This window comes from Leptolyngbya boryana PCC 6306 (assembly GCF_000353285.1).
GTDB classification, from domain to species: Bacteria; Cyanobacteriota; Cyanobacteriia; order Leptolyngbyales; family Leptolyngbyaceae; genus Leptolyngbya; species Leptolyngbya boryana.
This window is the reverse complement of record NZ_KB731324.1, coordinates 359,233-382,091: the sequence shown is the minus strand read 5'-3', so window position 1 is coordinate 382,091 and position 22,859 is coordinate 359,233. Positions and strand designations below refer to the sequence as shown.

Genomic DNA, 22,859 nt, shown 5'->3' with positions numbered 1-22,859 from the left:
AATCTCGATCGGCACTTAGGAAATGACAGAGCAAGTTTATGATGTGGTTGTAGTGGGCGGTGGCGTTGCAGGAGCCGCTTTACTTTATTCCCTGGCAACGTTCACGGATTTGAAACGTGTGGCACTGATTGAAAAATACTCACAGGTTGCGACGGTCAATTCCAAATCAACGAACAATAGTCAAACCATTCATTGCGGCGATATCGAAACGAATTACAGCTTGGAAAAAGCGCTGAAAGTTCGTCGTTCCGCAGATATGCTTGTGCGTTATGCCACCCAACTACCGCCTGCAATTCGCGATCGCGTGATTTACCGCTATCCCAAAATGGTTGTGGGTGTTGGATCTCAAGAGAGTGATCTTGTCCGGCAACGGTACGAGAACTTTAAGCCGCATTTTCAGAACATGCAGCTGCTCGAAAAAGCTCAAATTGCTGAGCTTGAACCGAATGTGGTGCAACTCAATGGGCAGGAGCGACCGGAAGAATTAGCCGCGATCGCGATTCAGAATGAATATACTGCCGTGAACTATGGTGCTCTGGCACAGGCGATGGTGAAGCAAGCACAGGAAGTTTCAGGCAAGACCGTCGATCTAAGATTAGGCAATCCTGTGCAATCGATCGAGCCTGTCGGCGAAAATTATCGTATTACGACCGCAGATGCTACGATTACGGCTCGATTTGTGGTCGTCTCAGCAGGCGGACACAGTTTACTATTTGCACACCGGATGGGCATCGGTTTGGAATATTCGTGTTTACCGATCGCAGGAAACTTTTACTACACGCCGCAAGTGCTCAATGGCAAAGTCTACACGGTGCAGAATGACAAACTGCCTTTTGCTGCCATTCATGGCGATCCAGATGTCACCATGCCTGGAAAGACGCGCTTTGGACCGACAGCACTGCCGTTACCGCTGCTAGAGCGCTACAATTTGCAGACTTTTGTAGATTATTTAGAAGTGCTGCGTCTCGATCGGAGTGTCAGTGGTGTGCTCTGGGATTTATTCAAGGTTCGAGACATTCGCAATTACATTTTCAAAAACTTTGCCTTTGAAATTCCTGTTGTCAATCGTCGTCTGTTTCTCAAGGATGCTCAAAAGATCGTGCCATCATTACGGCTTTCAGATCTTGAGTTTGCGAACGAAGTCGGTGGAATTCGTCCGCAATTGATTGATAAGACCCAAGGTAAATTAATCCTAGGACAAGCAGAGATTGATCCAGGCGGCGGAATCCGGTTTAATGTGACGCCTTCACCTGGAGCAACGACCTGCTTAGGCAATGCGGAAACCGATCTCTTACGCATTCAGCAACATCTCGGCTGTACGGTCGATCGCACTTGGTTTAATGCCGATCGCGCTGCTGAAATCGAGGTCTAGACCCCGAAAATTTCATCAAGGCTGCGCGATCGTCGATGGATTCGATGGCTCTGCGCCTTGTGGATTGACAGGCGGACTCATCGTTGGGTTCGTCTGTGGACTCAGCGTCGGACTCGGTGAACTCGCCTCCGGCTGCTGATTGAAATATTGGTACGTCAACTCAGACATTTTGCGAATTGCATCACCCGCGCGATCGTCATTGTGAGGACGCTTCACCATTGCAGCCATAAAGTACCGCTTCCCATTTGGCAAATCAATCATGCCCACATCTCCCAACATCATGCCAATATCGCCAGTTTTATGAGCAATCACTGCTCCCTGTCCTAGCCCCTGTGGAATCAATGAATTGTTCACTACTTTCCGCATGATGGTCAGCATTCTTTCATGCGATCTCATTGAGACTAATTTGCCACTATTGACTGCACTGAGGAGTGTTACCATATCGCGCGGACTACTCGTATTCGTGCCTTGCAGGTCTGGTAGAGCATTCTGGATGACGGTATTGGTCAGTCCCCAAGCTTGAAACCGTTGGTTCACTGCCTCTTTTCCACCCAAGAGATCAATGATCATATTCGTCGCAGTATTGTCACTAATATCAATCATCTTCGTTGCAACTTGAATTGCCGGGAACTGCGAACCCGGTTGAGAATCTTGCAAGTCACCAGACTCTGCTGCAATTTGTTCTTTTTTGAGAGTCAGAGGTTGATCTAATCGAACTTTACCTTCATCAACTGCCTGAAAAAAAGCAACTAAAATCGGAAACTTAATCGTACTAGCAGCAGGGATCGCATTCGAGCCATTGATATCAAAGTAAGCACCCGTATCTGCATCAACCACCATTAAGCCAGGGGTTAATTGAGTTTGCGGTGCGATCGCGCTTTGAATCTGAGTTTTCAGTCCGCCAATCTCTTGAGCAAGTTCTAGCTGCAATGTCGGCGTGCTGGGAGCAGCAGGCGGGGATTGTTCAGTTTTAGGAGCTTCTGCTGTCGTGCGACTGGCTGGATCAAAAATCGATAAACTCGTTCCTGCAATCACCCCAATTCCAATGCCTAAAATCAGCAATCGAGTGCCGTAGAGAAAGGCTAGTGCAGATGCGCTTTTGGGACGGGGCGGGGCTACTGTTTTGCGTGCAGGTTTAGAACGACGCGGCTCAGGCGGTGGAACCACTTCTAAACGGCGACGAGCTTGCTGAGTGCGAGACTTAGGAAACTCCGCTGTTTTTTCCATTGTTTTGTCCGTGCGCCGTGCTCGACGAGTGCGAGGCGGTTCAGGTTCAGAACTGCGGCGGGGTTCAACCGGACGACGGCGCGATCGTGGCGCTTGTGCAATACGAGAACGCACACCAATCTCAGAGCGGTTTGAATTTGATCCTGACTCGTCAGTTCCGTCCCACATTGAAAATTCTCTCCGTTGATCAAGCGTCAAGTTTTTCGCAAAATGCACGCTATCCGTCTTCGTTTTTGAATCCGAGATTTGCGTTGTGTCACCTTACATGTCTTAGGGATTTTACATTGACTTCGTGAAACTGATCCGATCCAATTGTCTAATCTTCAGAAGTTTTTGTTTGTATCGCCCATTCCACTTGCCGCAAAATCCCGCGCAGCAAGGAAACTTCCGCTTCTGAAAGTTCAGCCCGATTAAACAGATGGCGAAATTTTTCCATTCGACTTGCTGCGGTGTGCGGTTGCAAATATCCAATTTTCAATAAAACCGATTCGAGATGTTGATAATAGCGATCGAGTGCATCTAACGAACACAAATCAGTGAATGTCTCCGAAGTTACTGGCATTTGAAAAAGCTCATAACAACAAATTGCGACAGCCTGAGCTAAATTCAAAGATTGATACTGATCGCTCGTCGGAATATACACAAATCGCTGAGCATATTTAAGCTCATCATTACTTAAGCCCCGATCTTCAGACCCAAAAAGGATCGCTGTATTTAATCCCGGCTCCAACAACCAAGGCAATGCCTGACGAGGATGTTCCAATGTCGTGTCCAGCCGCGATCGCACCGCAGTCGCTACTGCCCGATGACATCCCACCAATGCCTCCGGAATCGACTCCACAATTTTTGCGGCTTCTAAAACGTCGATCGCGCGCATCGCCATTTTCCGAGCATCATCCGATTGCAAATCACATTTGGGATTTACCAAAACCAACTGATGCAACCCCATATTTTTCATCACCCGCGCGATCGACCCCACGTTTAACGCACCCGCAGGCTCGACTAAGACAATCCGAACTTGAGAAACTTCCGGCATGATCAAATCGTAAAAAGTAAGCTAGAGAAAAGCAAACCTCATCTTATCCCGCCTACTGTCATGCCCCGCCATCGCGCCAAATCCGATCTTCCCACCAAAATCTGTCCCGTCTGCGGTCTGTCTTTCACTTGGCGGAAAAAATGGGCAGATTGCTGGGACGAGGTGAAATACTGTTCCGATCGCTGTCGAAACCGCAAAAATCAGCGTGCCTCTGAGTAACGGAGAACCCTGACATGATAAGCTTTTGTGCTATCTAATCCCAATTACGAGGATGCCTAGCATGTCTGTCGATCGCGTTCAGCCCAAGTTGATCATTCATGGTGGAGCCGGAAGTTCGCTCAAAGGTAAAGGGGGAGCCGAGGCGGTTCGGCGATCGCTGCACAAAGTTGTTGAAGAAGTCTATGCCCTTCTCCTTGCAGGTGCGACCGCAACCGAAGCGGTTGTCACCGGATGCCAACTTTTAGAGGATGATCCCCGGTTTAACGCTGGAACTGGCTCGGTCTTGCAATCCGATGGTCAAATTCGCATGAGTGCTGCCTTAATGGATGGCGCACGGCAAAGATTTAGCGGAGTGATTAACACCTCACGGGTCAAAAACCCGATCGAACTTGCCTTATTTTTGCAAACGTCTGACGATCGCGTTTTATCAGATATGGGTTCAGCCGAATTGCTGCGAGAATTGCAACTTCCTCTCTATGATCCCCTCACCGAATTGCGCTTACAAGAGTGGATTCAAGAGCGCGAAGGCAACTTTAACCGCGCCATGGCAGGCGTTGTCGCTGAAAAAGAATTGATCTCGGAATCGGCTGGACGAGGCACAATTGGCGTTGTGGCATTGGATCATCATGGACGACTTGCTGCTGGCACCTCGACAGGCGGAAAAGGCTTTGAGCGGATTGGACGCGTCAGCGATTCTGCAATGCCTGCGGGAAATTACGCAACTTCAGAGGCAGCGATTAGCTGTACTGGCATCGGCGAGGACATTATCGATGAATGTTTAGCCGCAAAAATCGTCATTCGTGTGACAGATGGACATTCGTTATACAGCTCGTTTGAAAAATCTTTCAAAGAAGCCGAGAAAAACCGCCGCGATTTTGGCGCAATCGGACTGACTGCAACCGGAGAGATCGGCTGGGGGAAAACCAGCGAGGTACTTTTAGCGGCGTATCATACTGGCGATCGGATTGGTGACACGCTAGAACTGCCAGACGGAATGGAAGTCGGAACTGTGTGACAGTTAAAATTCCGTACACTGACTAGAAATTACTGAGAAACCTATGCGTATCTACGGATGTGCTGAGGAAAATGCGTAGGTATGCTTTTACGTAGAGATAGGCAAGTCTACCGAAGTAAGGTCGTCTATGTTTAGGGGGTCTCACCCCTCAGCCCTCAAGTGTGAGACTTTCCCTAAGATCCTGATATCAGGGCAATTCCGATATCTATCTGCAATCTCTCACTCCCCCTGAGAGATTTGCCCCTTCCGTAATTTCCGCATCAGTCACCCTTCCCCAAGCGTTGTGTTATGGCACTGGCACAGGTTTATCAACTCAAAGTCGAGGTCGCTCAAGCGTTTTATCAGCTTGGTGTCACTTATCATGCGATCGGTAATGCCCCAAAAACTTGTGAAACCCTTCGTCAAGCCGATCGCTTGTTGAGCGAAGTCGAAGCGGTTCAGAAAATTGAGCAAGTGTTTCGCCATCCTTAAGCACGGTAGCAGCAAAAATTAATGTTTGAAGTGTGCCTTTCGTCGGTAGCATCAAGATTCCCTTATTAGTTGTAATCTCTGATGAATCCTGCGCTAAGCCAACTCGGAACCGATATGTCGCGTCTGTCCGGAGTCCGGGCAATCATGAAGGACATTATTGAGACGTTACGAGCCGGAGCCGGACAAACTTTCATTAATCTCAGTGCTGGCAATCCAGTAATTTTGCCCGAAGTAGAACAACTTTGGCGAGATTGCACGACAGAACTGCTTGCTAGTTCCGAATACAGTGAGGTTGTTTGTCGGTATGGTGCAAGTCAAGGGTATCAACCGTTAATTGATGCGATCGTTCAAGATTTTAATCAACGATATGGCTTAAATTTGAGCGATCGACATATCTTGATCACGCCCGGCAGCCAAAGCCTTTACTTCTATGCAGCTAATGCATTTGGGGGTTACACCGCGAGCGGAGAACTGAGAAAGATTGTTCTTCCTCTGAGTCCAGACTATACCGGATATGGCGGGGTCACACTGACTCCAGAAGCGCTGATTGCCTATCGGCCTGAGTTAGAAATCGATCAAGAAAACCATCGCTTTAAGTATCGTCCAAATTTCAATCAGTTACAAATTGATGAACAAACGGGATGTGTCATTTTTTCCCGTCCGTGTAATCCTACGGGGAACGTGCTGAGTGACGATGAAGTGAATAAAATTGCAACACTGGCAGCAACGTATGATGTGCCAGTGTTGATTGATTCTGCTTACGCTCCGCCTTATCCAGCCTTAAACTTTACAGACATGACTCCGCGTTTTGGAGGGAATGTTGTTCACTGTATGAGTTTATCGAAAGCAGGATTGCCTGGAGAACGGATTGGAATTGCCATTGGCGAACCCGAAATTATTCACACCCTCGAATGTTTTCAAACGAATCTCTGCATTCATTCCCCGCGATATGGACAAGCGATCGCAGCGCGCGCGATTCAATCCGGCAGACTTGCTGAAATTTCAACCAATGTGATTCGACCGTTCTACCAACATAAGATTGAGATTGTTGAAGCAACGCTCGATCGTAGTATGCCGCGAACGCTGCCTTGGTATCTTCACCGTGGAGAAGGCGCAATCTTTGCGTGGCTTTGGTTGGACGAATTACCGATCACGGATTGGGAATTTTATCAAGCATTGAAACAAGTTGGAGTCATTGTTGTTCCGGGTAGCACTTTCTTCCCAGGCTTACGAGAGGACTGGCAACACAAACAACAATGCTTAAGAATCAGTTTGACTGGAACTGATTTAGAATTACAAACTGCGATGGAACGACTCGCGCAAGTTGCAGAGCAAGTTTATGGAAGATAAAGCATGGGTTATTTAGAAATCGGTAAAATTGTTGCGGCGCAAGGACTAAAAGGCGAACTGCGAGTCTATCCCAACACAGATTTTCCCGAGCGATTTGAAGAACCAGGAGAGCGCTGGCTATTGCGCCCTAACCAAACCGAACCCGAAGTGATCGAACTCGTCTCCGGTCGCTATCTCGATGGCAAAGGTTTATATGTGATTCAAATTAAAGGCATTCGCGATCGCGATGCTGCTGAAGCTCTGCGCGGCTGTCAACTGCTCGTACCTGATAGCGATCGACCAGATCTCGAAGAAGGCGAATTTCATGTTGCGGACCTGCTGGGCTTATCGGTATATGAACAAGCTAGTCAAGAATTAATTGGAACAGTCAGCGATGTGATTCCGGCTGGACATGATTTATTAGAAGTCAAAAAAGTTACGCCGGAAGGCAGAACGATCTTAATCCCATTTGTCGAAGCGATCGTGCCCGTAGTTGACTTAGCGCAACGCCGAATTGAGATTACCCCTCCGCCTGGATTGCTGGATCTCTAGGCTAAATCGCTCTATCGCCATCCGGTTATCTCGGATAAGTAAACGATTATTACTAAAACAAATCTGTTTAATTCCGCATGGTAGCTTAAATAAAGGTTAGCTCCGCTACAAAACTGGATTGTTCAAGACAGAGTAAGGATTAGTGAATTGTGAAGCTAGGGATTAAGTAGTCAGAATTTGGACTGTCACGTTGTCAAGTAATCCCAACATGACAGGCATGATTTGATGGTTATGTAGCAGATTTAGGGCAAGGTGTCGGCAACGCTATGCAATAGCAGAGTCGATATTTGCATGTTCGATCGCTCATTTTTCCGCCGTGTTGATCAGACTGATCCCATCAGAAAAATTTTCAGATATCTGCCTTCCGCTTTCCGAAATGACTTCCTAAGAGGGAGTAGTAATACGTAGACCGTGACTGAAACTATTCACTAGCCCCCGTGGTGAAATCAAACTCAGTCAACCGCATCCTCGCACCCCCTGTTAAAGACTTTATTTATTGAGAGGGCATTCCATGAAAGCATTACTGACTTACCTCCTCGCCCCTGTTAAACAGGTAACCCCCGTGATTGCTGGCTTCTCGCTTGCGGTTGCAGGTTTAATGGCGATGAATGCACCTGCTCAAGCTGCTCCCCGCACTCTGGTTAACACTGCAATGGCGCAGGCAACCACACTGCCGGATGGAGTTTACCTGTATGGGCAATCTGCACAGCCGAATCAACTTGGTCAAGCTTACTTTGTGTTTGAATCTCGGCAAGGCAAATTAGTTGGCGCACTCTACATGCCAAATTCCTCGTTCGATTGTACCTATGGTTCAGTTGAGCCTGAAAAGCTTTCGCTCATGGTGATCGACACATACGATCGCTCTGAGAATCCTTATGTGATTGCAACCGAGCAACCTGAGACAACCGTTGCATCGCGCTTAAATCCGGTTGCATCTCCGGTGAGCCTAGAAGGCTACCACCGCATTCAACAAGTGAGTGCAAACGATCAGCGAATTTTGAATACGTGCAAGCAGAACTATCAAACTCGCGTTTGGAAGTAGATGAAATGCAGGGGTTAAGTGTGGGTGCTGATTGATTTCAAGTTTAAACAGCACCCGCTTTCTCTGAACTCTTGGAAAAATTGGTTAAATTCAGCTGAATCGTCCCAGTTTAGCGCTAAGGTTTAGGCAAATTTTTGCTCTTTAAGCTTTTGGTGACGCTGGTGAAGTATTTTTTTCTATCCGATGGTTGGAGTGTGGGTCGAGTCTGGGAGCTAGGTGGCTTGTGGAATGAGACCGCCTGGAGACGCAAACCTCAAATTGATCGATTGAATATTTGTATTTGGGAAAATGGCGAAAAGCTCTGGCTTTATCGTGTTGAAGATGAAATTTTAATGGTCGAAGTCAAGCCTACTGAAAATGTCGAGTCAAGCTCGATCGGGCAAGTGGTTTTGAAACGGTTAATTACAGCAGATCAAGCGATCGATCTCATTGGTAGCAATGTGGAATTTTGACTCATAAGTTGTGGGGGCAGTTTGCCCTCATCATGAGTTCAACAGACCTGTTCTGCTCCGTCGATGATGAGCGAAATCATGCTCCAGGTTAGGAAATTTTGTTGAAATCTGTGTGATAAGTGATCAATTGAGGTTTGCCAATCTGAATTTGATTCGCTTCAAAAGCTTGCCGAACTCGTAATCGAAATTCTCGCCCAACGCTCCATTGTTCCATTGGGGCTGTTTTAATCCAAACGCGCACGAGCATTCCGGTATGCGAGAGATCATCGATTCCTAAGACTTCAGGCAGTTCGGGTATGCGATCGCGCCATTGGGGATCATCATACATTTGCTGTGAAACTTGCTTTAGGACATCAAGCACTCGTTTGGGGTCGTTTTCATAAGCAACTACGATCGAAAAATCAATCCGTGACCAGAGACGGGTGAGATTACAAACATTTGCGATCGTGCTGTTCGGAATTGTAATCAGGTGACCTTCGCTATTTCGCAGTTGAGTTACCCGCAAATTGAGATTTTCTACCAAACCGCTCTGCTGATCAATTTGAATCACATCTCCGACCGCAAATTGATCTTCCACTAAAATCAAGCAACCATTGACGAGATCTTTAATCAGACTTTGAGACCCAAAAGAAATCGCCAAACCAATGACTGCGCCTCCCGCCAAAATTGAACTCGTCGGAACGCTGAATAGATCCAGTGTCCAGATGATTCCAACCATGACTAAAACAAAAGTAATTAGTCCTTTCAAGGCTTCCGCGATCGTCGTACTTCTCATGACGACCCGTTGAGCTTCTCCTAACGGAAGCAGCGAACTCTGTTTCCAAGAGTGCATCAAGCGATCAATTAAACTTTTGCTGATTCGGATCGCTAAACTGATGCCAAACCAGAGAATTAAGAGTGCGACGGGCGTTGCCCATAAGTAAAAGCCCCACCTCATCAAAACGGGAACGATCGACAGGATATGAGCAATGCCGACATACCACATCAGGATGAATATCCACAGCAGTGCCCATTTGAGAAACTTGTTAAAGTCTAATTGCCGCTTTAGGCTAAATTGATGTTGCAAAGTTGCTAAAAACCGCGATCGTAGATTTGCAATTTCTCTTGCTTCTGTTTCTTCGGGGATCTCTGATTGCTGCGCTTTTTCTTCTTCTACAAGCGCGTCTAATTGTTGCTGATACCGAGTTTCTATTAAGTTTTGCTGATGAGTTAGACTTCGCCTCAGTAACCAGATCACTCCACTCGACACTAGCAATCCTAGTAAGATTTGTGATGCTTGTCCAATGCGTTGCCGTAAGACTTCTGGTGCGGTCATCTGCTTGAACCGAACCATTTCAGCTTGAAGAATTTTTTTCCACTCTTCTGCTAATTCGTCCAGAGGTTTTCCATTGAAGTCAGCATCCGGTTCTGTCACTGTTACTAATCGAATCGGGCGAGTAGATTGACCGTCACTAATCTGAAGGATTAGGTGTTTATTCAAAGTTGAGATCGCTACTGTTGGAGGCTGTTTCGCCTCAATTGTTCGAGATAGTACTCGCCACAACCGCTCATTCACCTCACTGGCTCGAATCTCGATCGGTAGTTTATCGTCTGGAACTTTGTCTCGATTCAGAATCGTGGGTGAAGTTACCTCAAATAAGACTTTGCTATCTAAAGGCGATCGAATCGCAGCCGTTTCATATTCCCCATAGCGATTTACCCCATCAGGTAGAGTGAACGAAGAATTAGCAGCCTTAAGGGGTGACGACACGACTGAACGGTAGAAAGGATGCCGGATAGCAGCATTGAGAGACAGAAAAAATGAGGTGATTCCACTTGTTTCACCCCATCAATCTAAAAGATGTTGCCCTCATTCTATCAAACCTGTTTACAATCGCAATTAACGGAAGCGCAATTTGTGACGCTAGAAATCTTGGTCGAACTGTTGCAAAAAGAGCGAAGAATTACGATTGAACGGATAGCGACCCTGTTTCCGCAACCGATTCTATTTGAGAGCAGACGGCGGAATATTCAGCGATTCTTGAGTCTGCCGCAACTGACTCCACAAGCGATCTGGTTTCCGATTGTCAAGCAGTGGATCAAACGACATTACTCAGGTAGAACTCCGCTTCACCTGGTGGTTGACCGGACGCAATGGCAAAACCATAACTTGATCATGGTGAGTCTTGTATACCAGAAGCGGGCAATCCCATTGCACTGGATGTGGCTGAACAAGCAAGGACAGAGTTCGCTGGCTGAACAACGAAAAGTGTTATGTCCGGTATTTCATCTGTTGAAAAAGTATCGCTTCATTTTGCTCGGAGACCGTGAGTTTCACAGTATCGAGCTTGCTGCTTGGTGTGTGGAAAAACAAGTCAAATTCGTGTTCCGTTTACCGAAAAGTACGACCATCAAACCGAATGACAGCGATGCGTTTACTCGCCTCGACGATTTGCCACAAACGCCCGGAATCACTGAGCAATATCTGCACATTCAAGTCACGCAAAATCGCGGGTTCGGCAAGCATAATTTAGTCTTGCGCCAAAAACGCGCCTACCGTCAATCGAATTCTGATGCTTGGTATCTGCTGACCAATCTCGTCGGTGCCGAACAAACTCTGAAAGCTTACTCTAATCGCTTCTCCATTGAGCCGCTGTTCAAAGACTACAAATCCGGTGGCTATCATCTCGAAGATTGCCATGCCGATTCACGCCGATTCAATGCACTACTGGTTCTGATTGCCATTGCTTATTCGCTCTCAACGCTTCAGGGACGACGCATTCGCCAAAAGCAAGTGCAATGCTACGTCGGTCGAGTCAAGGAGCCGAAGCGAACCCGAAACCGACATAGCAATTTCTGGATTGGCTTGTATGGCAGGTTGTGGATTGAACCCTTGCAATTGTGGTCAACTCTGGCGACCAAGTTGATGGCACTCAAGCCGCAAAAACGTCCCTTTTTTCAGCGAGGTCTCAATGCCATTTCCTTGATCCAGTCTGCTCTCTAGCTTCGTTGTCACCCCTTGAGATTAGCAGCATTCGTTGGCAGTGGGGGCAGTTGACTTTGAGCGAACGGAGTCCAGCCAAGAACTAAGCTGAAGACAAACACGCTGCCTAAGGCAAAGTGAATCAGAGAAGAACGAAAAAACAATCTACGCATAGATAGCTCCTACAGATTTAACCCCGCTATGGAACTAAACTACGAATTGCGCTGTAACGCAACCACTCCGGATTCAATTTAATAGAGACCTGAGTCTTGTTCCCGCAGATAGCTATCGATCACAGATTGAGCTTCACTGATGTCTCTCAAATTACAGGAGCGCCCATTTTGTAGAAGTTCTCCTTGAGGATTAAACAGTACCGTGCAGCCACTTCTGGGTCTCATTCCAGTTACGCTTAGATTGCCATTGTCTAAGGTATCAATCACAGCTTGAGCGTTAGCAGAACTTGTTCCGGTAAGAGCGAGCAAACCGAGGAAGATAGGAGCTAAAATTTTTGAGGATTTCATGGGTTGTCTTAAAGCAAATTGATTTGGACAGTTTGTTGATTTTTTTGCAGGAGATCTACCTGCTGCGCGATCTACTATTCTGCAAAGAGGATGAAGTCACTGCGAACCCAGCCGATCGCTTTCGATTGGACAAATTGCACCTTGCACCAATTCAGGTCACTCCCAGCAGTATCTCTGTCTTGGACACATTGAAGAACACTCACTTTGTCGCCTGGAACTCCGTAGCTGGATGAACTGGAGTTGACGGTCGGCTGCGATCGCACATTAATCTGAGCATTCGCACTGCTGGCTTTTAGTGTACTAATGCCTCTTGGAGCCGCGGGTGCAGGTCGGGTGGTTGTAGAAGCTGTGCTCCAGTACACATAGACCAAACCGCTAGGCAGTTTGAAAATCTGCCCTTTGTCTCCCAGTCCTGACTGACGATAAACAGCACCACCTCTTTGATCGACAAAGTTACCAGGGCTGCTTCCAGTCGGTGTAAACTCATTGCGAATTCCATCTGCCCATTCGATGGAAATATTGCCCTGCCGTTGAGAGAACTTACAAGACATTGAAACGGTTGCTTTACTTTGTCCATTTGGATAGTATTCGCAACGGGCATTTACAGTATCAGCTTTAGCAGGTACAGCAAAACTAGCGGAAGCGATCGTGGTTAACAGTAAAATTAGGTTTCGTTTCATTGGAATGACACTCCTAAAAATGATGTTTCAAACTGGTTTACATTGCTGAAGCTAAGAATCATGTTACGGACATGCTGAGACTGTTGAACATGGAGAAAATCTGAAGAATGATCAAATCGCTCAAACTGCCTTTGTGAACAAGAATCAATGATTTGTCCTGAGCGATCGAATTGCATTTCGTAGTCTGCTAACAGGCTCTACTTCGTCTATGCGAAGCCCGAACTGTGTTGCTGTGTGTTTCTGCATTGCTAATAGATTCTGGTAAAGTACCATCTTTGATCCGAGCGCTTTTGGAAAGTTCTGATACTTTCGCTTAAAGAACAGTCGTTCGCTCATGACTTTTTTCAACTCTTCTTCTGGAACCACAGTCAATTCTTCAGTAGACAGCTCGGCCGCTTGCAGTCTGTTCTCCAACCGAAACGATCGTCTGATTTGTACCACTAGAATAATGATTAAAACAATGTTGTAGATGTATGCCCCATATCGCATTCCTTCCCATATCGGACTATACATCTGACTTGTGCTGCTAAGGTCTACAGGAATGCCTCGCAAGAAAGCCACAGCACTAGCAATAAGCATCATGCCAACAATAAGCAGACCCAGATCATAGGCGCTGTGCATCACAGCAATGAGCAAATAAAATAGAACAAATCGTTTCCACTTGTGCCATCTACGCTGTGTTGACTCTGCTGCGAACCCGATTCCCATTCCGATAAAAGCCGACCAGATAATGTGAGTGCCTAATCCCCACAATCCGAAGCGCGTCGATTGTTGAACCATAACATCCAACACAGGAGATTTATGGATCAAATCAGCGATATAGGCTCCTATCTCGATAACGTTAAAGCCCATCCCTGCTAGCGCTCCATAAACGATACCGTCTTTTCGAGTCCGGATCAGGTTCGGGATGTAAATTGCTAACAAGAGGACGGGTAAAATTTTTAGCCCCTCCTCGACAAATCCAACGGTTACCCTTGGAAAAGGAGATCGATCGTTAAAGAATGCAGCAGCAGGAGCAGTGATGAACACAACACTGGTGATGGTGAGGAAATGAAAGAAGCGAACGCGCCGCTCTCGATCTAGAAAAGCAAGTAGGAAATAGCCCAAAATCGAGCCTGCGGCAGCATAGGGAACCCAAAGCCAAACGGAAAATGGGTTGTTGGTTGCGTAGAGACCGAAACACGCTAGCACCGATACGACGACCATGATCCCCAATAAGATCGCCTTGCTGACAGGCGATCGCCAGCGAGAATTGTACAGCAGGTAGTCTTTGACCACCGGATCGATTAGAGTAATCATCCTAGTCATTGAGCAGGTAAAGAATGAGAATCAGGAAAAAATCGAGAACAATCAGCGCGATCGCTTTGAGAACATCAATGTGTGGAATCGGGAGCAATGCAACGATCGAGGCTCCCAGCGCATCGTCTAAGATCAGATCATGAGCTTACTGACGCGGTAGAACAAACTTAGGCTTCAACTCCGCTCTACATTCCGCTTTGGGAGGACGAGCCGGGTTATTGACAAAGGCAGCCCCGGCATCTCGCGCACATTGCGAAAATAACAATGCACCATGCCCACCATTCGGAAATTCTAGGTAAGTGCCGTTGGCTAATCCCGCGGTTGCCTCTTTGCCGATTAGGGTTGGGGTTTGGCTATCATAGCGACTCTGTAGCACGAGAGTTGGAATGTTGCTCTTGAGTACGCCAGCGAAGGCAGCAGGTTTGACTGACCAGAACTGACAGATCGCATAAGCTGCCCTGCCTGCATCGACTCGCGCTCGTCCCAATTCAGGCATTTCCATTGCTTTGGACACCGCAGCACTCCGGGCGGGATCATTGCCTGCAATCATATCCTGACAGTCCATTGAGCGAAAGGATCCCTGAGCTATCCCGTGATCTACAGAAGATGTTGAAGTCAGAATCCCTGAAATGATCTCATAAGTGTGACGAATTTCTGCATCGGGCAGCGTTCTCAAAGGCTGAGTTAACGGCTCTCTCATCTGTTTGGGAAAGATTTCGGCGATCGAGGCAATCAAGGTATTGCGATCGCGCGGCTGTCCCTTGAGAAAGCCTACTCCGTAAAAATTGCCTCTAGCAATGGTGCGGTCTGCTTCTGGCAAAGTCTCGATCGCATCTAGGACTTGCTTCACCCACTTTCGAGAAGGTCGTTGTGATTCTGCTAACTGAATTCTTTGAGTCAGTAGCTTTCGAGCCTCTGCCCTTAATTTATCTGATTTAGCGATCAAATTCTGAGGTTCACCAATGGGGATGAGCTTGGTTGCAGGGGTTTTAAAGATGCTGCCTGATACAACCCCGACATATGTTGTCGTGACTCCCTGCTCGAGTTCAGAGATGATCAAGGGCACATAGTTACGAATTCGATTGTCTGCATCTGTATTGAGCGAAGTGATCAGATCGGCAAAGGCATCAGGGGTAACACTCTCTGGAATCGGTTTGTCTGACTTAAAATTCTGTTTAGGTATTGGGATCGGCTTTTTATCAAGGGATTTGAGCAGTGCGATCGTGCGGGCTTTGAGGTTTGGATAGGCTCGATCGCAGGCTGCATCTTTCTGGCAATCCTCAATCAAGTTAAGGGTTACCACTTCAAGGTCAAGCGGATTAGCTTCGTACTTCTTGATATTGGGTGGAATAGTAGAGTCTAAGATTACGCTGTGAACCCGTTGAGGATGATCCCGCATAACGCGCATCGCTAAGTAAGTTCCGTAAGAGATCCCATACAGATTGACTTGATCATATCCTAGAGCAGAAGCAAGGCTGACGACATCTTTCGCGTTGTTGGAGGTGTTGTACTGAGTGAGATCATTCCCGTGCAGTTCTAGAACATTAGAACAGAGCGCGAACTGTGCCAAAGATTCACCTGTCGGATCAAGCTCGTTTTTGAATTTTGTAGCAAACGTTTCAAATTTCTTTTTCCACGGGCTGCCTGGAACCGTGAGCACCTGTGCAATGATGTTGAGGGTTTGAGAACAAGCTAAATCGCCAGAATACTGTGATCCGCGTTGGTCAAACAGAATCACATCGCGGGTCTGACGCTGATGGTTATGAGCCTGAGTAAAGAATGATAGCGCTGAAATATCACTTCCACCTGGTCCTCCGTGCAAGACGATTAGGGGATCAGGTTGGGGCGTGAGACTTTTACTTCGCAAGAGCGCGTAAGTTAGCTCGATTTGCCGCCCGTTGGGTTTACTGTAGTTTTCGGGAACAGTAACTACACCACAAATAGTGGTTTTTCCTTCGATTTCATCCGGATTGATCGGGGTTGGGCAAGGAATCTGAGTATTGCGAATTGGCTTCACAGTAAGCTGCTGAGTTTGCCCAGAGGCAGCCTGAGCAAGAACCACAATCGGAACTAGGGCGTAGTTCAACAAAAGCGCCTTCAAGAAACGTTTCATCATAGTTTAAACTTCTAGTTTTCGATAATGCGATCGCGAGTTCGCGGGGCATTCAGAACTCGCGATCGACACTAAGATCTACAAGCCGCCTTCATTGACATCCGAGAACTGATAGTTATAAAACTCAGTTCCGGTTACTTCATTGATGATGACGACTCTTGCAGTACCGCGATCGTACATGACTCGCACCCGTCCATCCGATCCCACAAACATATTGCCAGAGGTGCGCTTCAAGATACCAGAGAACTTGAACTCTGCTTCTGTAATGGTTGCTGCTATCTCGTTTGCGTTGCGAGAAGTCATTTGGGTGATTGGAGTTGCAGATTGCATCGTATTCGGATTTGCAGGCTTGGGTTTAGGAGATGCAGTGGGAATCCAATAAACGTAAATTGACTCATTTGCAAGGCGATAGATTTGTCCTTTGTTGCCGAGTCCCGATTGCCGATAAGCAGCGCGACCGTTTTGGTCGAGATAGGTACCAGGCTGATTTCCTCGCGGACGTAGTTCATAGCGTCTGCCGTTCTTAAGTTGAATGCTGACAAAGCCTTGTCGTTGTGAAAAGGTACAAGCGCCGGAAGATTTTGCGCGATCTTCTCCTTTTGGATAAACATCGCAACGAGCATTCACAGTGTCCGCTTTTGCAGTCATTGCAGGACTGAGAGATGCGATCGAGACTGCTACTGCTAGAAGAGAATTTTTAAGCCTCATTTCAAGAAAGCCCCCTAGTTATTATTGGAATGTGGAGAGCAAGAAATCGTACATTAATTGCGCTTAGTAGCGCCTGATTTTAGAAGAATAAATCGGAGCTTAATTGATTGCTGAACTGGCTGTACGCGCGAGGTTATTGCAAGTACTAAGCGAATTAAACTAAAAGCATCATAAGCCAAGAAATGTTCAGAAGATAGAGTGTCAACCCTCTTATGTAGGATTTATAACTTCCCTAAATCAGAGGAGGCGAGTTTTTCTGCTTCAGATAACAATATCCCTTTACTATTTAAATCAAATCAGTCAGAAAATACTGAGATTAACCGACAATTAGCCAGAATAAATCAGTTAATTAATTCTAAAGAAAATCTTGAATTTCTAATTGAAGTTAGCGCGACGATAAGAGACAAACTTCTATCGTATAAATAGACTGAATCTATCAGTTAAGTCAGTTAAGTTACAAATACCAATCTAGTTTTAACCGACTGTCCATGCTAGTCTTGAGCATAGAAAATTAATCGACGATCGCACCTCGATTCTGTCCCTTCCTAGCTGCCCATGACCTCGACCCCCAACCCTAAATCGAGCACGAAGCGAAAGCGTGGAATCTCTCTCAGTCCAAGTGGTTTGCGACGATTGAATCAGGCGATTCAGATTGTAGAAGCCTCAGAGAATGCTGGAAAGCGATTCACAGTCGAAGAGTTAAGCAAGCGAACTGGAATTTCGACTAGTACTTTGAGCCGTTTGTGGGCATCTAAATCTGGCATCGATCGCAGAATTCTACATTTACTATTTAATGCATTTAAGCTGGATCTCCTCGATGGCGATCTACAAATCGATTCGGATGAGGTTGAAGCAAAAGAGATTCAGTCTTGGGCTAGTACTGCTTCGACGATCGTGCAGATCCCCTATCCAAGTGGTTCGCTTCCAGTTGATTCACCGCGCTATGTGAGTCGTCCGGAGGTAGACGATCGCGCCTTGCATGAAATCATACAGCCGAGTTGTGTGCTTCGCATCAAAGCTCCTAGTGGTTTTGGCAAAACTTCGTTGCTCTTGCGGCTCTTACATCACTGCAATCAACTTGGATACGCAACGGTTTCGATCAATCTTCAGCAGGCAGATACAGAAGCGCTTGCAGATTCTCACGCCTTTTTTCGCTGGTTTCGTGCAGTGCTAGCGCTCAAGCTAAAGTTGGATTCTAGTCAGGATCAATACTGGGATGAGCTACTTGGAAGTAAGCTCAGCACAACCCTGTATCTGCGAGAGACAGTTCTACCGCAGTTACACCGTCCACTGGTTCTGATTATTAATGAAGTTGAGCAGGTCTTTGAATACGCTGATACTGCGAGAAACTTTCTGCCTTTACTACGATCGTGGCACGAAGAAGCCCAGCACGATGAAGTTTGGCAACAACTTCGGCTCGTCGTTGCCTATTCAACCGATGCTTACCTACCGTTAGACATCAATCAATCCCCATTCAATGTTGGGCTACCTTTAACGCTGCCAGAGTTTAACCAAGAACAAGTGCAAACTCTGGCCCAGCTTTATTCGGTCAGTTGGAGTGAGCAAGATTGCGATCGTATCCTGGCACTCAGCGGCGGCAACCCTGCTTTAGTCAGTCTTGCTCTCTATCATCTGAATCAGGGCATGAGATTCGACGACTTACTACAATCTGCTTGTACTTTAAAGGGAATTTATCGAAATCATCTTCAGCGCCTGCTTGCTCAAGTGAATGGAAATGCACAGTGGACAGAACGCCTTGCTCCCCTGGTACAAGGAGCAGATGCAATCCATCTTGATCCAATCTTTGCCTACAAACTAGAGGGAATTGGACTGATTCAGCCTACATCGGGTGGATGGAAACTGAGTTGTGAACTCTATCGAACTGCGTTTCAAACTTATTTACTGAATTGATCCCTGCATGACAAACTCATTTCACTATAAAGTGGGTGGTAGCCTTCAGGCAGATGCTCCGACCTATGTTGTTCGACAAGCTGATCTTGAACTCTATCGGGCACTGCAAGCAGGGGAATTTTGCTATGTATTCAATGCGCGGCAGATGGGAAAATCATCGCTGCTCGTGCGCGTTAAACAACAACTTCAACAAGCTGGAGCAGAGTGCGCTTATCTAGATATGAGTCGCTTAGGCAGCGATCGACTGACTCCGAAGCAATGGTATTACGGCATCATTGTGAGTCTGCTCCAGAGCTTTCAGCGATTGAATCAAGTCAACTATCGAGAATGGTTTGCGGCTCATGCCGATTTACCGCTCATTCAATGCTTAACTGCTTTTATTGAAGAGATTCTATTTGCAGAGTTTGCAACTGCACCAATTTATATCTTTATTGACGAGATTGATAGCTTACTTAGCTTAGAGTTTCCAGTCGATGATTTCTTTGCCTGGATTCGCTCTTGCTACAATCAGCGATCGCATGATGTTCGATATCAGCGCTTTAATATTGCTCTGTTTGGGGTAGCGACTCCTGCGGATCTGATCGCCGACAAGCAGCGCACGCCTTTCAATATCGGTCGCGCAATTCAACTGGATGGATTTACTTCAGAAGAAGCAATCCCACTGGCAACGGGACTGCAATCTGCGATCGACCATCCGATCTCGGTTCTGCAAGCGATTCTGCACTGGACAAAAGGACAACCCTTTCTCACGCAAAAGCTCTGTCAACGAGTCATTGATACGATCGAGCAAGCAACTCCGCTTCAGATTCCCCCCGGTATGGAATCCTTTTGGGTCGATGAATTAGTCAAAGCCCATCTTCTAGACAATTGGGAAGCCCATGACGAACCTGTGCATTTAAGAACCATTCGCGATCGACTATTCTGGAATGAGAATCGCACTGGACGACTATTAGGCATCTATCAACAACTTTTACAAGGCGAGGCAATTCTCCTGGATGATAGTCGAGAACAGATTGAACTATTACTCTCAGGCTTGGTTGTTCGGCAAGGGAATTTACTGGCGATCAAAAATCCAATCTATCAGCAAGTTTTTGACCTGAAATGGGTTAATCAACAACTTAGTATGCTACGCCCCTATGCCAATGCGATCAATGGCTGGATGGCTTCTGATCGAACTGATGCAACCTATCTTTTACAAGGACAAACGTTGCTCGATGTGCAGCAGTGGGCACAAAACAAAAGTCTCAGTGATTTGGACTATCAGTTTATCGCTGCAAGCCAAGATGCAGAACGGCAGCGCATTCAGCAAGAGCTAGAAACTCAGCGAGAAAGCGAACGATTTTTTCGGCAACTTGCAGAAGCGGTTCCTCAAATTGTGTGGATTGTGGAACCTGATGGCACCTTGTCTTACACGAATCAGCAAGGAAGTACTTTCTCTGGGCGCTTGTTTTCTGAAGTCGCAGATTGGAAGCGATTGGATGTTATTCATCCCGACGATCGAGAGCAGAGTCTTACGGCTTGGACGCATTCTCTCGCAACCGGGGAACCTTACGAAATCCAACTGAGAATACAAGATGCGACTGGAAACTATCGTTGGTTTCTGAATCGAGCGATTCCGATTCGAGATAGCAATGGGCAGGTTGTAAAATGGTTCGGAACCAGCACAGACTTGGATACGCTCAAACGAGAAGAAGAAGTTCGACGCTTGCAAGAAGTGGAAAAACGACTTCATCAAGAGCAACGCGCGGGTCGTCTGCAAAAATGGCTGCTCGGAACAATTAGCATCGCCTTTGTGATTGCGAGTGGACTCGGACTCTATGCCTTTGCCCAAAAACACGAAGCGACTCTGCGCGAAATCGAAGCGATCGCAAATGTTTCAGAAGCTCAATTTGCCTCTGGCGATCGCTTAGATGCCCTGATCACTGCTATCAGAGCACATACTCAACTGAATCAGTTACAGAATGCCCCTGTTGAGCTTACTGCTCAAGTTGATCGAGAGCTTCGCCGCTCTGCTTTTCAAGCAGTTGAGCGTAACCGATTTGCTCCGGATAAAGGCAGAGTTCGAGGCGTTGCAGTCAGTCCCGATGGGCAACGCCTCGCCACAACCCACGATCGACCATCTATTATTTTGTGGAAAGCTGACGGCACTCAACTCGCCACCATTCCAGAGAAGGCTCAAAAAGTCCTGTTTAGCCGAGATGGACAAGTTCTGATCACGGGACTAGATGACGGAACAGTGCGATTGTGGAGCAGTCAAGACGGTAAGCCGATTGCAGTTTTTAAGGGAAGCGACAAGCTCATAATGTCGATCGACATCAGCCCGGATGGACAACAGATTGCCGCAGCAACGGGTAATCTCATCAAAATCTGGAGCTTCGATGGCAAGCTGATTCGCACTTTGACTGGACATCAAGCAACTGTGTGGGAAGTAAAATTTAGCCCCGACGGGAAATCGATCGCGAGCGCGGGTGCAGATAACACTGTGATTGTTTGGAACTCAGAGGGCAGCAAAATTCGCACATTAAAAAATCCAATTGCCTCGAATGAAGGCGAAAACCGTCTCGTGGGTCTAGCTTTTAGCCCTGATAGTAAACTGCTTGTTGCAGGCGATTGGTACGGCAATATTCTCTGGTGGGACAACGAAGGCAAGCTGATCAATACTACTTCTGAGCATCGTAATGCAGTGGATAGTCTAGTCTTCAGTCCCGATGGACGAATGCTGGCGTCTGGCAGTTGGGACAGTACGATCAAGTTATGGGATATGAATGGAACGCTACTGAGAACTTTACCTGGGCATCCTAGCGGTACTTTGTCGATCGCATTCAGTCCCGATGGACAACAGCTTTTCTCTGGCGGTGAAGATGATCTGATTCGAGTCTGGCAACTCTCGTCTGATTTTGCCACTATCTTGCGCGGACATCGCGCCTCAGTCTGGAGCGTCAAACTCAGCCCCGATGGACAAACTATCATTTCCTCTGGATCGGATGGCACGATCAAGCGTTGGACCCAAAGCGGTCAACTGTTGCAGCGTCTCCCTTCAGAACATGGGGAGGTTTGGGCAGTTGATTTCAGTCCAAATGGACAAACGATCATTGCGGGAAGCGATGATGGTACGCTGACGTTTTGGAGCAAAGAGGGCAAACTTCTCCGCACAGTCAAGGCTCACACAGCCGCAACATTTGGTCTGACGTTTAATCCGACTGGCGAAGAAATTGCTTCTGTAGGTTGGGACGGAACCATCAAACTCTGGAACCGCGATGGCAACTTGATTCAAGCTTTAGAAAAAAGTCGAGAGTTGTCTGATACACTCAGCGATCGCATTAACGCTGTCGCTTTTAGCTCAAATAACCAATGGCTTGCAACCGTCGGTCGAGACGAATTCATCCGGCTCTGGCAGCGCAACGCTAACGGGCAATTTACTCCCCGCCCTCAACTCAAATTTAACGGACAGCAAGGCAATCTTTGGGATGTCGCCTTTAGTCCCGATGCTCAAATCCTAGCAACAGCCGGCGAAGACAGTACGATTAAACTCTGGTCATCGAATGGAAGCTTAATTCGCACCTTGAAAGGACATCACGATCGCGTCAATTCAATCACCTTTATTCCACCGAACGCTGGACTGCCTGCTGAATGGGGAACAGTTATCGCTTCTGCAAGTTGGGACAAAACCATCAAACTGTGGAAACTGGATGGAACACTACTCACCACACTCGAAGGACATGAAGACAGAGCTTTAGATGTGACGTTTTATCCAGCAACCCAAACGAGCAGTGCCTTCCTCGCTTCTGCTGGACTCGATCGAGCAGTGATTTTATGGCGGCTTGATCGAGTGCTCAAGACCGATCAGATTTTGAACGCGAGTTGCGTCCGAGTGCGCGACTATCTGCGGAGTCAGCCAGAGTTGAGCGATCGACAATCTCTGTGTCAACCTTAAATTGTTTGACCCCGGA

Annotated in this window: 20 protein-coding genes; 11 read left to right on the top strand and 9 right to left on the bottom strand. The window is 47.0% G+C overall.

All coding sequences use genetic code 11. The annotated features are described in order from the left end of the window. The first annotated feature begins 22 nt into the window (after positions 1-22). On the top strand, positions 23-1,372 hold the full coding sequence (locus LEPBO_RS0101775; RefSeq protein ID WP_017285810.1) for an FAD-dependent oxidoreductase: 1,350 nt from the start codon (positions 23-25) through the stop codon (positions 1,370-1,372). Between the two features lie 15 nt (positions 1,373-1,387). Here LEPBO_RS0101775 and LEPBO_RS41625 read toward each other — a convergent pair whose 3' ends face one another. Together LEPBO_RS41625 and LEPBO_RS0101765 are read right to left on the bottom strand one after the other, a co-directional pair. After that, a complete protein-coding gene (locus LEPBO_RS41625; protein WP_051077752.1) occupies positions 1,388-2,767 on the bottom strand; it encodes a serine hydrolase in 1,380 nt (459 codons plus the stop codon). A gap of 148 nt (positions 2,768-2,915) precedes the next feature. Then, positions 2,916-3,635: an RNA methyltransferase gene (locus LEPBO_RS0101765; RefSeq protein WP_017285808.1), complete on the bottom strand. Its 720-nt coding sequence runs from the start codon at positions 3,633-3,635 to the stop codon at positions 2,916-2,918. 60 nt (positions 3,636-3,695) lie between these two features. Here LEPBO_RS0101765 and LEPBO_RS40765 point away from each other — a divergent pair, with 60 nt between their 5' ends. From LEPBO_RS40765 to LEPBO_RS0101730, 7 genes are all read left to right on the top strand, one after another. Then, entirely contained in the window at positions 3,696-3,854 is a 159-nt protein-coding gene (locus LEPBO_RS40765) for a DUF2256 domain-containing protein (protein ID WP_071596137.1), read from the top strand. A 52-nt stretch (positions 3,855-3,906) separates the two neighbouring features. Continuing rightward, positions 3,907-4,869 carry an isoaspartyl peptidase/L-asparaginase gene (locus LEPBO_RS0101755; protein WP_317135179.1) on the top strand — a complete coding sequence of 321 codons (963 nt, stop codon included), beginning with the start codon at positions 3,907-3,909 and terminating at the stop codon, positions 4,867-4,869. 288 nt (positions 4,870-5,157) lie between these two features. Then, positions 5,158-5,340 carry a hypothetical protein gene (locus LEPBO_RS0101750; protein WP_017285806.1) on the top strand — a complete coding sequence of 61 codons (183 nt, stop codon included), beginning with the start codon at positions 5,158-5,160 and terminating at the stop codon, positions 5,338-5,340. A gap of 81 nt (positions 5,341-5,421) precedes the next feature. Continuing rightward, the gene (locus LEPBO_RS0101745) at positions 5,422-6,690 is read left to right on the top strand and encodes a valine--pyruvate transaminase (protein ID WP_017285805.1); all 1,269 of its coding nucleotides are present in this window, start codon (positions 5,422-5,424) and stop codon (positions 6,688-6,690) included. 3 nt (positions 6,691-6,693) lie between these two features. After that, the gene (rimM, locus tag LEPBO_RS0101740; RefSeq protein ID WP_017285804.1) at positions 6,694-7,221 is read left to right on the top strand and encodes a ribosome maturation factor RimM; all 528 of its coding nucleotides are present in this window, start codon (positions 6,694-6,696) and stop codon (positions 7,219-7,221) included. 511 nt (positions 7,222-7,732) lie between these two features. Continuing rightward, a complete protein-coding gene (locus LEPBO_RS35830) occupies positions 7,733-8,263 on the top strand; it encodes a hypothetical protein (RefSeq protein ID WP_017285803.1) in 531 nt (176 codons plus the stop codon). A 161-nt stretch (positions 8,264-8,424) separates the two neighbouring features. Continuing rightward, on the top strand, positions 8,425-8,715 hold the full coding sequence (locus tag LEPBO_RS0101730) for a hypothetical protein (protein ID WP_026148350.1): 291 nt from the start codon (positions 8,425-8,427) through the stop codon (positions 8,713-8,715). Between the two features lie 88 nt (positions 8,716-8,803). Here LEPBO_RS0101730 and LEPBO_RS35825 read toward each other — a convergent pair whose 3' ends face one another. Continuing rightward, on the bottom strand, positions 8,804-10,465 hold the full coding sequence (locus LEPBO_RS35825; RefSeq protein WP_017285801.1) for a mechanosensitive ion channel family protein: 1,662 nt from the start codon (positions 10,463-10,465) through the stop codon (positions 8,804-8,806). Positions 10,466-10,555: 90 nt separating this feature from the next. Between LEPBO_RS35825 and LEPBO_RS0101720 the strand changes: the two genes are divergently transcribed. Continuing rightward, positions 10,556-11,698: an IS4 family transposase gene (locus tag LEPBO_RS0101720; RefSeq protein WP_017285525.1), complete on the top strand. Its 1,143-nt coding sequence runs from the start codon at positions 10,556-10,558 to the stop codon at positions 11,696-11,698. Between the two features lie 8 nt (positions 11,699-11,706). On the opposite strand, the gene LEPBO_RS42760 is transcribed toward LEPBO_RS0101720, so the two are convergent. The 6 genes from LEPBO_RS42760 to LEPBO_RS43590 all read right to left on the bottom strand — a co-directional run bounded on the left by LEPBO_RS42760 (position 11,707) and on the right by LEPBO_RS43590 (position 16,998). Continuing rightward, positions 11,707-11,850: a hypothetical protein gene (locus LEPBO_RS42760; RefSeq protein WP_017285800.1), complete on the bottom strand. Its 144-nt coding sequence runs from the start codon at positions 11,848-11,850 to the stop codon at positions 11,707-11,709. Between the two features lie 78 nt (positions 11,851-11,928). Next, entirely contained in the window at positions 11,929-12,198 is a 270-nt protein-coding gene (locus tag LEPBO_RS0101710) for a hypothetical protein (RefSeq protein ID WP_017285799.1), read from the bottom strand. Between the two features lie 74 nt (positions 12,199-12,272). Further along, a complete protein-coding gene (locus tag LEPBO_RS43250) occupies positions 12,273-12,878 on the bottom strand; it encodes an SH3 domain-containing protein (protein WP_017285798.1) in 606 nt (201 codons plus the stop codon). A gap of 144 nt (positions 12,879-13,022) precedes the next feature. Then, positions 13,023-14,177, bottom strand: a complete 1,155-nt coding sequence (locus LEPBO_RS0101700; RefSeq protein WP_017285797.1) for a PrsW family glutamic-type intramembrane protease — start codon at positions 14,175-14,177, stop codon at positions 13,023-13,025. Between the two features lie 145 nt (positions 14,178-14,322). Continuing rightward, positions 14,323-16,293, bottom strand: a complete 1,971-nt coding sequence (locus LEPBO_RS0101690) for an alpha/beta fold hydrolase (protein ID WP_017285795.1) — start codon at positions 16,291-16,293, stop codon at positions 14,323-14,325. A 75-nt stretch (positions 16,294-16,368) separates the two neighbouring features. Next, complete coding sequence (locus LEPBO_RS43590) at positions 16,369-16,998, bottom strand: hypothetical protein (protein ID WP_197693296.1); 630 nt, start codon at positions 16,996-16,998, stop codon at positions 16,369-16,371. A gap of 555 nt (positions 16,999-17,553) precedes the next feature. On the opposite strand from LEPBO_RS43590, the gene LEPBO_RS35810 reads away from it, so the two are divergent. After that, positions 17,554-18,909: an AAA-like domain-containing protein gene (locus tag LEPBO_RS35810; protein ID WP_017285793.1), complete on the top strand. Its 1,356-nt coding sequence runs from the start codon at positions 17,554-17,556 to the stop codon at positions 18,907-18,909. 7 nt (positions 18,910-18,916) lie between these two features. Then, positions 18,917-22,843, top strand: coding sequence for an AAA-like domain-containing protein (locus LEPBO_RS39695; protein WP_017285792.1), 3,927 nt, complete (start codon positions 18,917-18,919; stop codon positions 22,841-22,843). The last annotated feature ends 16 nt before the right edge of the window (positions 22,844-22,859 follow it).

Excerpts from the sequence above, each read along its gene's own strand:
- LEPBO_RS0101700 (WP_017285797.1), bottom strand. The coding sequence starts at position 14,177 with ATGATTACTCTAATCGATCCGGTGGTCAAAGACTACCTGCTGTACAAT.
- LEPBO_RS40765 (WP_071596137.1), top strand. The coding sequence starts at position 3,696 with ATGCCCCGCCATCGCGCCAAATCCGATCTTCCCACCAAAATCTGTCCC.
- LEPBO_RS0101765 (WP_017285808.1), bottom strand. The coding sequence starts at position 3,635 with ATGCCGGAAGTTTCTCAAGTTCGGATTGTCTTAGTCGAGCCTGCGGGT.
- LEPBO_RS0101710 (WP_017285799.1), bottom strand. The coding sequence starts at position 12,198 with ATGAAATCCTCAAAAATTTTAGCTCCTATCTTCCTCGGTTTGCTCGCT.
- LEPBO_RS0101775 (WP_017285810.1), top strand. The coding sequence starts at position 23 with ATGACAGAGCAAGTTTATGATGTGGTTGTAGTGGGCGGTGGCGTTGCA.
- LEPBO_RS0101720 (WP_017285525.1), top strand. The coding sequence starts at position 10,556 with ATGTTGCCCTCATTCTATCAAACCTGTTTACAATCGCAATTAACGGAA.
- LEPBO_RS0101745 (WP_017285805.1), top strand. The coding sequence starts at position 5,422 with ATGAATCCTGCGCTAAGCCAACTCGGAACCGATATGTCGCGTCTGTCC.
- LEPBO_RS35830 (WP_017285803.1), top strand. The coding sequence starts at position 7,733 with ATGAAAGCATTACTGACTTACCTCCTCGCCCCTGTTAAACAGGTAACC.
- LEPBO_RS42760 (WP_017285800.1), bottom strand. The coding sequence starts at position 11,850 with ATGCGTAGATTGTTTTTTCGTTCTTCTCTGATTCACTTTGCCTTAGGC.
- LEPBO_RS35810 (WP_017285793.1), top strand. The coding sequence starts at position 17,554 with ATGACCTCGACCCCCAACCCTAAATCGAGCACGAAGCGAAAGCGTGGA.
- LEPBO_RS41625 (WP_051077752.1), bottom strand. The coding sequence starts at position 2,767 with ATGTGGGACGGAACTGACGAGTCAGGATCAAATTCAAACCGCTCTGAG.
- rimM (WP_017285804.1), top strand. The coding sequence starts at position 6,694 with ATGGGTTATTTAGAAATCGGTAAAATTGTTGCGGCGCAAGGACTAAAA.
- LEPBO_RS43250 (WP_017285798.1), bottom strand. The coding sequence starts at position 12,878 with ATGAAACGAAACCTAATTTTACTGTTAACCACGATCGCTTCCGCTAGT.
- LEPBO_RS0101755 (WP_317135179.1), top strand. The coding sequence starts at position 3,907 with ATGCCTAGCATGTCTGTCGATCGCGTTCAGCCCAAGTTGATCATTCAT.
- LEPBO_RS0101690 (WP_017285795.1), bottom strand. The coding sequence starts at position 16,293 with ATGATGAAACGTTTCTTGAAGGCGCTTTTGTTGAACTACGCCCTAGTT.
- LEPBO_RS0101750 (WP_017285806.1), top strand. The coding sequence starts at position 5,158 with ATGGCACTGGCACAGGTTTATCAACTCAAAGTCGAGGTCGCTCAAGCG.
- LEPBO_RS43590 (WP_197693296.1), bottom strand. The coding sequence starts at position 16,998 with ATGAGGCTTAAAAATTCTCTTCTAGCAGTAGCAGTCTCGATCGCATCT.
- LEPBO_RS39695 (WP_017285792.1), top strand. The coding sequence starts at position 18,917 with ATGACAAACTCATTTCACTATAAAGTGGGTGGTAGCCTTCAGGCAGAT.